Genomic DNA, 10780 nt, shown 5'->3' with positions numbered 1-10780 from the left:
ACATCCCCCTGCGCCCCCTTCAAAGGGGGAATGGGTGGCGCCAGTATTCCAACAGGTAGCTTAAAATTAGTTTACGTTTTTTTGATTCATTACACTAGGTGCAGCATCCACAATAGCCTGCGTCGGCTTTCGCGCCCCATTCAAGGCCGGGAAAACAGGTTTGCATTTTTTTTAGACTTCCTCAAAAAAAACACAATTGCTCCTTTCCGATGGTAGGATTGTTCGTTTTTGTGTGAACAAACCCCGAAAGGGAAGCAGATCCTCCGTTTCATTATTCGTTACTGGTTATAAGCTGGCAAGGATATTGGCGATAGCAAGCAGCCTCGAATCTTCGAAAATACAGAGCAAAAACAACGGTTTTGCAAAGCCATCTAAAAGAGAAACGTTGACACTTGGGTAAAAAGCGCCTTTCAAGTGAATAGCCCAGCAGTCCCTCTTTTCTAAAAAAATCCATTTTTTTTGTCATAGAACCGCCAGGCTCGGGTGTAATAGGTATTGAAACGAGGAAATAATTTAACGCTGAATGTCGAAAAGAATGAACGATAATATACCCTGGGAGCTGCTGGCCCGATATTTTGCCGGTGAACTAGACAGTGAGGAGAAGCGATCTATGGAGTCCTGGATTAACGAAGAACCGAAGCGGGAAAAAAAGGTGGAGGAGCTTCGTGAGGTCTGGGAACAGTCACGTATTCCCGGCTACCAGGTCGATCCCGAAAATGCCTGGAAAAGGCTCGTAAAGGATATGGACCGGCTCGATCGCGGTTCTGAGCAGGTCGGCCAAATACTGCGTGAGCAAAAATTGCCGCAGGCGCCCACTCAGCATACGCACTCCCATTCACACAAAGTCGTTCGGCGGTTGGTGATGGTAGCGGCCGCGGCGGCGGTGATGCTGGCTGCCGGACTTTTTACGTATAGTAATTACAATGAACTAACCTCTCAGGACAGCGAATCCGCAGAAATTGCCAAACGGGAAATCGTCGCCCAAAATGGGGAGCGGGCGACCTACATTTTAAGTGACGGTTCCAGGGTGGTTCTCCACGCGGGCAGCCGCATGGAGGTCCCCCTCTCCTTTAATTCAGGGGAAAGAGAACTGTTTTTGGAGGGGGAGGCTTATTTCGAAGTCACGCATGATGAATCGAAGCCCTTTACCGTACATTCCGAAAGTGCATTTACCCGTGTGCTGGGGACCAAATTTTTGTTAAAAGCATGGCCTGATGAGCGTAATGAGGTCGAAGTTGTGGTTTCGGAAGGTAAGGTGGCGCTGGGCCGGGAACCCGTGGAGGAAGGTGCTGGCTCGAAACAGGCGATTGTTACCAAAAATAAAATCGGCAGGGTTAGCAGTGAAAGTGACCCGGAGGTCCTCTCCGGTGTTGACATGAACTGGTACATGGGGTGGACCGAAGGCAAGCTCATCTTTAAAGACAGGCCGCTCAGTCAGATTATTCCCAAACTGGAGCGGTGGTACGCCATTGAGATAAGAACCGAAAATGACGCGATAGCCCGCAAGAGGCTCACCGCGGAAATTGATTACAGCCAGTCGATGAGTGAGGTACTGAAGGGTATTGCATTGTCGCTGGATTTAAAAGTTCAGAAGAAAGAACGGACAGTCATTTTTCAAGCACAACATGAAAGTGACCAAGAGTAATATGGTCAAACTGGTAACGAGATAAATCAACTCTAATTTATCAAAATTAAAATGGGATAGTTTATGAAAAAGCTAGTGATACAACTCATGGGGATACTGTTGCTGACAGTAATGGTAGTACCGGGACTGCTGGCACAACAAGGGAACGAGAAGAAAGGTGCTTCGGCGCTGGTTTTGTCAAACGGTAAAACGGTGTGGCAGGACAGTGATACCGACAAGATCCTGGATCAGCTTATCAGCATTGATATTAAAGAGGCCGGCCTGGAACAGGCCCTGCAGGTTCTCTCGAAGGAGGCCGATCTGAAATTGATGTACACTAAAGATGCGCTGCCGGACGATGCGGAAATAACCCTTCGGCGCACCTCCATTTCTTTGAATGATGCCCTTTGGAAGGTGTTAAAGGATACGGGCCTGCGCTTCGCCATTTCGGAGAGCGGCCAGCTGGTATTGCTGAAAAGAGAAGAGACGGCAAAGGAGATCGTGCTTGAAACTGTTTCCGGTACAGTCACCGATGCCCAGACCGGAGAAACGTTGCCTGGGGTGAATGTACTGGTTAAGGGTACGACCACAGGTACCTCCACCGACAGCGAGGGTGGATTTGAGTTGGGTGTGCCATCCCTGCAGGATACGCTGGTGTTTTCGTTTATCGGATATCAGACAACAGAAGTTCCAATTGAGGGTAGAACAAGTTTTGATGTTGAACTCCAATCACAAGCCATTTCTGGAGAAGAACTGGTTGTCGTGGGATATGGTACGCAGCAGAGATCTGATTTAACCGGTTCGGTTGGAACGGTTGACGAAGAGGCATTCAAAGCAAGTTCTCCAACTAGTGTACAGGAGGGCTTATCAGGAAAAATAGCGGGAGTTAGTGTCTCTAGAAATTCGGGTAGACCCGGCAGTAGGGCTACGATAAGAATTAGAGGGAATTCTTCAATAACAGGTCCCAATGATCCATTATTTGTTGTTGATGGTGTTGTTCTTCCTCAAGCTAATTTGTCTAATGGTACTTCTCCTATAGATTATTTGGATCCAGGTAATATAAAGTCGATTGAAGTGCTTAAAGATGCCTCTGCAACTGCTATATATGGAGCTAGGGGGGCAAATGGAGTGGTTTTAGTAACTACAAAAAGTCCTGCACAAGTTGGAAGTACGGTTTCATATGATGGGTCTTTTAGCGCAAGTAAACTTCCCTCTTGGTCTAAGATAGGATTACTTAACTCAGAACAATTCCTGGCTGTTGAAGACTTGGCTTTCCAAAATGCAGCTAAATATGGATTAGCTGGTAGTGTTGTAGATCCTGCTACTAAAAGAACAGATCCAAGGCTTTTCGATTCGTCTGGTGAGCCATTGTATGATACAGACTGGCAAGAAGAGGCCCTTAGAACTGCACTTACGAACAGTCATAACTTGTCTTTTTCTGGGGGAGACAGGAATAATAGTTATACGGTAAACCTTGGGTACAGAGATGAGGAAGGAATTCTTAAAAAATCCTCCTTAAAACGTTATTCAGGACGTTTGAATATTAACAATCAGATCAATGATTGGTTAACTGCTGGTGGTACCATTAATTATAGTGTACAGGAAGCCAGTCAGCCCAGGGCAGTAGGTGCTGGGGGGATTACGCCTACAAGATCAATACTGCAGGCATTACCAATCACTCCTGTTAGATACCCTGATGGGACCTTTGGAAGAACGTCTGATTATCCAGGTATGGAAGGAGGCGCTCAGCCAGTTAGACTTGTTAATGAGACAAAACGAATTCTAGACGGTACTAATACACTGGCAGATGCCTTTGCTAATTTTGACTTGGCAGAGGGGCTAGAATTAAGAACAACTTTTGGTTTAAGTATCATAGACCAGGAAACTAAATTCTATGCCGGTGATGACCTGCGATTTATTTCCGATAATGGTAGGGCTGAAATATCTGACGAAAAAATTAAATCCTGGCAATTTGAGAATTATTTAACCTACGAGACTGACGTGCTCGAAGGGCATTCCTTCACTGGTTTATTGGGGTTATCGTGGGAGCGAGTTGATAATTTCACGAAATTTGCAAGAGCTGATGACTTTCTTGATGATTATTTTGAGTATAATAATCTGGGAATAGCTTCTAATCCCCGACCACCACAGTCCAATGCAAGTGCGCATAGCCTAAACTCATATTTTGCGAGGGTTAATTATACAATCGATAGCAAATATTTGTTCACAATAACAGGACGCTTTGATGGGTCTTCTAGATTTTCTGAAGATAATCAATATGCGTTTTTCCCATCTGGAGCTATTGGATGGAGAGTATCTGAAGAAGAATTCATGGAGAACAGTTCCATAATATCCAACCTTAAACTACGCACTAGCTATGGCGTTACCGGTAATTCCGAAATACCGAACTACAGCACAGTTACAGGTTTAGGTAACTATTCATATATAGTTGGTGGTACCAGAGTAACCGGGGTTGGTTTAAATCAGATGGCTAATCCTAATTTGAAATGGGAAAAAAATACCCAAATCGACTTGGGTGTCGAATTAGGATTATTCTCGGATAAAGTAGAATTTGAAGGAGATATTTACTACAAAAAATCCGATGATATGCTGTTGGCTGCTCCAGTACCATCTACGAGTAGTTACAGTACCGTTATCCGTAATATTGGCAGTATGGAGAATCGGGGTGTGGAGTTAACTCTGAAAACTAGAAATATTAGCAAAAGTAATTTTCTCTGGAGCACTTCTTTTAATATTTCTATCAATAAAAATGAGGTCCTGCACTTGACCGGTGGTCAAGATATTGTTCAAGGAGGTAACCCTGTAACAGGTAATAGAATCATACGTGAAGGAGAACCTGTAAACTCTTTCTATGGATATATTCAGCTTGGAACCTGGAATACGGATGAAGCGGCTCAGGCTGCACAATACAATCGGCTTCCAGGTGATATCAAGTATAAGGATATCAATAATGATGGTGCCATCAATGAACAAGATCGGGTTATCATTGGTAATGGTAATCCTGATGGTTATGGGTCTTTGATTAATAATGTGACCTATAAGAATTTCGATTTAATGGTTGACATACAATATATGTATGGAAATGAGACTGCATTTAACTCAAGGTCTACTACACTTGATAGAACTGGAATAACGAATGTTCTTACCGAAGTTCTTGATGCCTGGACTCCCAATAATCAAGACACGATGGTACCTGAAATCAGGCCAACTGCTGCCTATAAAGACAGGTTAAGTTCTACAGGAAGAATTGAAAATGGCTCGTTTATTCGCGGTAGAAATATTGTGTTAGGGTATAATTTTCCATCTGAATTGATACAAAAATGGGGCAATATGAAAAATGTGAGGATATACGCCTCAATGCAGAATTTCTTTTTAATAGATGAGTATCCCGGCTTTGATCCTGAAGTATCATCGTTTACGGGTAACTTCTCTCAAGGCGATGATCTGTACAGCTACCCCAAGCCCAGAGTTTTCCAACTGGGGTTAAGTTTTAGCTTATAATTCTGCCAAAAAAGAAATTAATTAATCATTCAAAGTATAGAACCATGAATATCAAAAGTAATATCTATCTTTTATTATCGTGTGGTTTTCTGACAATTCTGTTGATGGGGTGTGAAAACTTCCTAAGTCACCAAGATCCATCCAATCTAAATACAGATAATTATTTTACCCAACCATCACATGCCGAAGGAATTGTTAATGCCGCGTATGAAAGCCTTTATCCTGTACAATCAGAGGCATCCTGGTTAATGACTGAATTGCGTACAGGTGCCCTTAATTCAACGTTTACACCTAACGGTGGTTTTCCCGATTTTAAAATTATCAGTGATCTCCAGATGAGTGCTGATCATCCAGCTGTAAATAATTATTGGGTAAGCCATTATAGAGGTATCGGTAATGCAAACTTGGCAATTGCTGAAATCCCTAACATCGAAATGGATGAAACTACGCAAAATAGGCTGTTGGGGGAGGCACGTTTTTTACGAGCGTATTACTACTTTAATTTAGTGCGAATATTTGGTGAAGTCCCATTGATAACGGAATCGGTTGATTTAGGTAGTCCTGATTTAGAACCCTCTCGCTCATCAGTTGAATCGGTTTATCAATTAATTGTAGACGATCTGATTGCAGCTGAGAGCTCAGGTTTATCATTTAATGATTCAAGTGGAAGAGTAACTTTAGGTGCCGTTAAATCTCTGCTGGCAGATGTATATTTAACGATGGCCGGCTATCCGTTAGAGATGGGGACCGAATATTACACGCTCGCGCGAGATAAAGCTAAAGAGGTAATCGATTCCCAAGAATATTCGCTGTTTGATTTATATCTTCCTTTTCGTGAATCTTCCAATGACAATACGGTTGAACATATATTCTCTGTCCAATATTTACAAGGAGAACAAAATAACGATGTACTTCAGATAGGTCTGCCGCCATTTAAGTTTGGTGTCTCAGCTTATTCTTCTGAACAAGGGTTCGGATTTGCGCGGGATGAATTTGTTGCTTCTTATGAAGCCGGTGATAAAAGAGCAGAAGAGAAGGTGTTCTTTTTTACTAATTATACTTCTGAGTCTGACCGCAATGAAACCGTTCAGTTTCCTAATCATTTCATATATAAATTTTGGGATGAACAAGCACACCTGAATACGGCACAGTCGGGGTTAAACTGGCAGGTCATTCGTTACGCTGACGTTTTGCTGGATTTTGCAGAAGCTTCAAATGAAGTCTCTGGACCGACCTCAGATGCGTATGAAGCTGTTAATAAAATAAGAAGACGAGCCGAAATATCTGATCTTTCAGGCCTGACTAAATCAGAATTTCGTGAGGCAATTTGGAAGGAACGGTGGCATGAGCTGATTTATGAAAATGAAATATGGTTTGATATGGTCCGTACCAGAAAAGCTTATGACATTGAAGCTGATACGTTTAACGATTATGTAGGGCATTCTTTTGTAGATGGGTCAACTTTACAAGAAAGAGATTTGCTATTTCCTCTTCCGACGGATGAACTGCGTAATAATGGAAATCTTACTCAAAACCCCGGATACTAAAACTAATTAGCACTCGCATAACGGTCATTTCACCAATAAATAATTACTAAAATGAAGTTATATTTTCGATTTTTCACGTTCAGTATTCTTGTTTTAGTTACTTATTCACAGGTATATGGTCAGGTAAATGACCGTTATAACGATAGTAATAAACCCAATGTCATCCTCATTATGACGGATGATCAGGGCTACGGGGACCTGGGTTTTCATGGGAACGAGATTATTCAAACGCCCCATCTGGATAATCTTTTCGAAGAGTCGGTACGGGCCACCAACTTCCATGTTTCCCCGACCTGTACACCGACCCGCGGGGCGTTGATGACTGGCCGGTATTCCAATCGCGTGGGCACGTGGCACACCATCGCGGGCCGCTCACTGCTCTATGAGGATGAAAAGACCCTGGCCCAGATCTTTGCGCAAAACGGTTATGCCACCGGCATGTTTGGCAAGTGGCACCTGGGAGATAATTACCCGTTCCGACCGCTGGACCGGGGATTCCAGCAGGCGGTGCGTCACGGAGGAGGTGGCGTAACGCAGGGACCCGATTACTGGGGCAATAACTACTTTGATGATACCTACTGGAAGAATGGAGAGCCTCGCACGTATGAAGGATACGTCACGGACATATTTTTTGATGAGAGCATGGCCTTTATCGAGGAACACCAGGAAAGACCGTTTTTTGCTTATATAGCTACGAATGCTCCCCACTCTCCGTTTCATGTGCCCGAGGAGTACTACAATTTGTACAAGGATGAAGACCGGTTGCTGGAAGATCAGAAGCGATTTTACGGGATGATTACGAATATTGATGATAACATAGGGCGTCTGGAGGACCATATCCGAAAGCTCGGGCTCCGGGAAAATACGATACTTATATTTTTGGGTGACAACGGCACGGCAGCGGGATATCGAGTGCGCAATGGAACCGAATATGGATTCAATGCGGGATTGCGGGGTACCAAGAACAGCGAATATGATGGCGGGCACCGGGTGCCCTTTGCCCTGCGCTGGCCAGCCGGCAATATAGGAGAGGACAAAGATCTCGACCAGCTGTTGGCCCATATCGATCTGCTGCCAACCCTGGCGGAACTGGCAGACCTGAGATTTGTAGAAACCAATCCCCTGGACGGGAAGAGCTTCGCCCCCCTGCTGCTTGAAGAGAATCCGGAGTGGGAAGAAAACCGGACCCTCATAGTTGACTCCCAGCGCATACTCAATCTGGTCAAATGGCGTAAATCAGCAGTCATGGATGAGACCTGGCGGTTGGTGAATGGTCGTGAACTGTATAACATAAAAGAAGATCGAAGTCAGGAAAATGACCTTGCAAGCAAGTATCCGGAGGTGGTGGACCGCCTGAGGGAAAGTTACGAACAGTGGTGGACCTCCCTGATGGAGCAAAACGTCAATGAACGGTACGCGTATATAAAAGCGGGAACACGCTACGAGAATCCAGTTCGCATCAGCTCCCATGACATGCATATATATCCCTACAAGAACGCCTGGCATCAGCACGGGGCGCTGGATGCAACAACAGGGCAGGGCATACTGAAAGTGGAACTGGGGGAACCAGGCCGATATCGCATTAGCCTTCGCCGTTATCCACGTGAGAGCGGGCTTGCGATCAACGAAAAAGTGGAAGCAAGAAAAGAGACTATTGAGATTAGTTCTCCCATGCCTGGTAGTAATAATGTTAGCATGACACAAGCCACGCTTTACCTAGGGGATATCGGGGAGACAAAACCTATTCAGCCGGGTGCGGAAGCAGTGCATTTTGAAGGTACCCTGTCTGCGGGCAAATATGACATGACGGCTATATTACAGGACAACGAGGGACGGGTATATCCCTCGTATTATACCTATATAGAAAAAATAGAGTAGTAGGGAATGTTGTTTGTGTTAAAAAATCTTGCGGGTTGTAAGCATATGTTTTATACCGCTTAAAATATTCCCCTTGTAGAAACCCAATAAATATAAACAGTATGAGAAGAGTAATAACCTGGGATTTGCAATGAATTTAAAGCTTGAATTAATCTTAATCCTGGTCTTTCTCATCGGTTTTTCTGGCTGTCAGCCGAAAGATCAAACGGTTGAAAAAAAACCAAATATAATTTTTTTGATGGCCGATGACCAGCGAGCTGATGCGTTTGGATTTATGGGAAATGAATATGTTATCACACCGAATTTAGATAGACTGGCTGGCGATGGAATATCTTTTGACAACGCTTATCATGTAGCTCCTATTTGTCAACCCAGCCGAGCTTCTGTAATGACAGGTCAATACTTGAGTACACATAAAGCGGGTTTTGACAGACCAACTGACTATATCATTACAAAAAGTGAGTTTGAAGCAAGCTACCCGGTTCAATTGCGCAACGCTGGATATTATACCGGTTTTATCGGCAAGTTTGGATTTGCTGTGGGCGGAGAAGAAAAAGTAAAAAATGATGGATTTGAAAATCGAAGTGAGTATATGCCATCTGAGTATTTTGATCGGTGGAACGGGTTCCCGGGACAGGGCAGTTATTTTCCAAGTAACGGCAAATTCAATGGATATAAGAATATATCGGGGGCTGGACATCTCACTGAATTTATGGGAAACCAGGCTACAGACTTCTTGCGCTTAGCCCAAAATATTGACAAACCGTTTGCTTTATCGATCAGTTTTAAAGCACCTCATGCCCCATTTACTCCAGCGGAAGAGTTCAGGAATAAGTACGAAAATGTAGACATTCCACGAATGATGAACGATGATCCGAAATATCACAAGAATTTGCCTGACGTTGTCAAGGAAAAAAGTCGCAATGCCCAATGGTATTTTGGCAGAACCGAGGATTATTACGGCAAAAGCGTAGATTACAGGAAGAATTGGCATATTCAAGTAGAGAGTATATACCAGGAATTCATAAAAAATTATTACGCTCTTATTACCGGAGTAGATAACGTGGTTGGAAGAATTCGCAATGAATTGGAACGGCTGGGTATCGATGATAATACCGTTATTATATATACCTCTGATAACGGCTTTTTTGCCGGTTCAAAACAGCTAATGGGCAAGGCTCTTCTGTATGAAGAATCAGCTAAAGCCCCGATGATCATATACGATCCACGAATATCGAAAGAAGAAGGAATAAAACGGGAAAAGGCCCTCATATCACATGTGGATATTGCTCCAACGTTACTGGATATAGCCGGCCTCAAAATTCCCAGTTCTTATCCTGGTAAAAGCATTATGCCGTTGATTTATTCTGAGAAAGAGGAGATCCATGAAGCCGTGTATGGAGAAAATAACTTCGATAATTTCTATCCACTACCTTCCGAAGTGGATAATAAGAAAGAATATCAGTCGATTCGGTCAAGATTCATCAGAACGCCGGAGTTCAAATTTATACGTTACCACGAGAATCATCCGGTTACTGAGGAATTATTTAGAATTCAAAAGGATCCCATGGAAACAAACAATATTATAGATGATCCTGATTATCAGGAGATTGCAAAAGAGTTACGTAATATGCTTGATGCGTTTGAAAGTAGAATTTCAAATAATCCAGAAACCTGAACAGGCTTCAACAGTAATCCTATGTCGGTTTGTAAAATTAAGTCAGGCTTTTCCTTTCTGGGGAAGGAGTTTTAGCCCTCCAATGGTCTGAAATACTCCGATGGGAGTTCGAATCTTGGTATGCTTGATCTTTTCCGGTCTGGACTTTGTATATTGCTAAAGCGTGCTTCCCTTGCTACTTGAACGAAGTGCACGGCCCAATTTCGCAGCTATTTGTGACAATACCCAAATTTGAGCTACCGGGTATTTCCGCCAGATATAATAATATCATTGGCTTAAGCTGTAATTTGTTCTACTTCGTGAATAATCCGGGTTAAAGCCCTCTAATGGTGAGCCTGCTGCTCAAGCAGATGTATGGGCAGGGCGACGAGAGCCTTTCGGGAGTGTAGTTGATGACCAAAAGACAGTAGATTCGCGTTTTGAACCCCTCTTTAGTACCCAACAGGAAATGTTATCTTGCTAACGGAGTATGAAGTGAAAATGTAGTTATTATAATCTTTATCTTTTTAATCAGTATAAACAACATTGTGA

At 43.3% G+C, this 10780-nt stretch carries 5 protein-coding genes; all 5 read left to right on the top strand.

All coding sequences use genetic code 11. The features are described from left to right. Nucleotides 1–535 precede the first annotated feature (535 nt). Nucleotides 536–1645 (top strand): FecR family protein, encoded by a 1110-nt coding sequence (locus ACG2F4_RS18585; RefSeq protein WP_395262449.1) that lies wholly within the window; start codon nucleotides 536–538, stop codon nucleotides 1643–1645. 63 nt (nucleotides 1646–1708) lie between these two features. Next, nucleotides 1709–5146: a SusC/RagA family TonB-linked outer membrane protein gene (locus ACG2F4_RS18580; RefSeq protein ID WP_395262448.1), complete on the top strand. Its 3438-nt coding sequence runs from the start codon at nucleotides 1709–1711 to the stop codon at nucleotides 5144–5146. A 44-nt stretch (nucleotides 5147–5190) separates the two neighbouring features. Continuing rightward, nucleotides 5191–6693 (top strand): RagB/SusD family nutrient uptake outer membrane protein, encoded by a 1503-nt coding sequence (locus ACG2F4_RS18575; protein WP_395262447.1) that lies wholly within the window; start codon nucleotides 5191–5193, stop codon nucleotides 6691–6693. A 51-nt stretch (nucleotides 6694–6744) separates the two neighbouring features. After that, a complete protein-coding gene (locus ACG2F4_RS18570; RefSeq protein WP_395262446.1) occupies nucleotides 6745–8571 on the top strand; it encodes an arylsulfatase in 1827 nt (608 codons plus the stop codon). Nucleotides 8572–8701: 130 nt separating this feature from the next. Next, nucleotides 8702–10249 carry a sulfatase-like hydrolase/transferase gene (locus tag ACG2F4_RS18565; RefSeq protein WP_395262445.1) on the top strand — a complete coding sequence of 516 codons (1548 nt, stop codon included), beginning with the start codon at nucleotides 8702–8704 and terminating at the stop codon, nucleotides 10247–10249. Nucleotides 10250–10780 lie beyond the last annotated feature (531 nt).

It is taken from the genome of Halalkalibaculum sp. DA3122, assembly GCF_043951865.1.
GTDB lineage: Bacteria > Bacteroidota > Rhodothermia > Balneolales > Balneolaceae > JAMQKA01.
This window is presented reverse-complemented; position numbering and strand designations above follow the sequence as displayed.

What these genes read in the sequence shown, in the direction of transcription:
- ACG2F4_RS18585 (WP_395262449.1), top strand. Translation starts at nt 536, where the DNA reads ATGAACGATAATATACCCTGGGAGCTGCTGGCCCGATATTTTGCCGGT.
- ACG2F4_RS18580 (WP_395262448.1), top strand. Translation starts at nt 1,709, where the DNA reads ATGAAAAAGCTAGTGATACAACTCATGGGGATACTGTTGCTGACAGTA.
- ACG2F4_RS18575 (WP_395262447.1), top strand. Translation starts at nt 5,191, where the DNA reads ATGAATATCAAAAGTAATATCTATCTTTTATTATCGTGTGGTTTTCTG.
- ACG2F4_RS18570 (WP_395262446.1), top strand. Translation starts at nt 6,745, where the DNA reads ATGAAGTTATATTTTCGATTTTTCACGTTCAGTATTCTTGTTTTAGTT.
- ACG2F4_RS18565 (WP_395262445.1), top strand. Translation starts at nt 8,702, where the DNA reads ATGAATTTAAAGCTTGAATTAATCTTAATCCTGGTCTTTCTCATCGGT.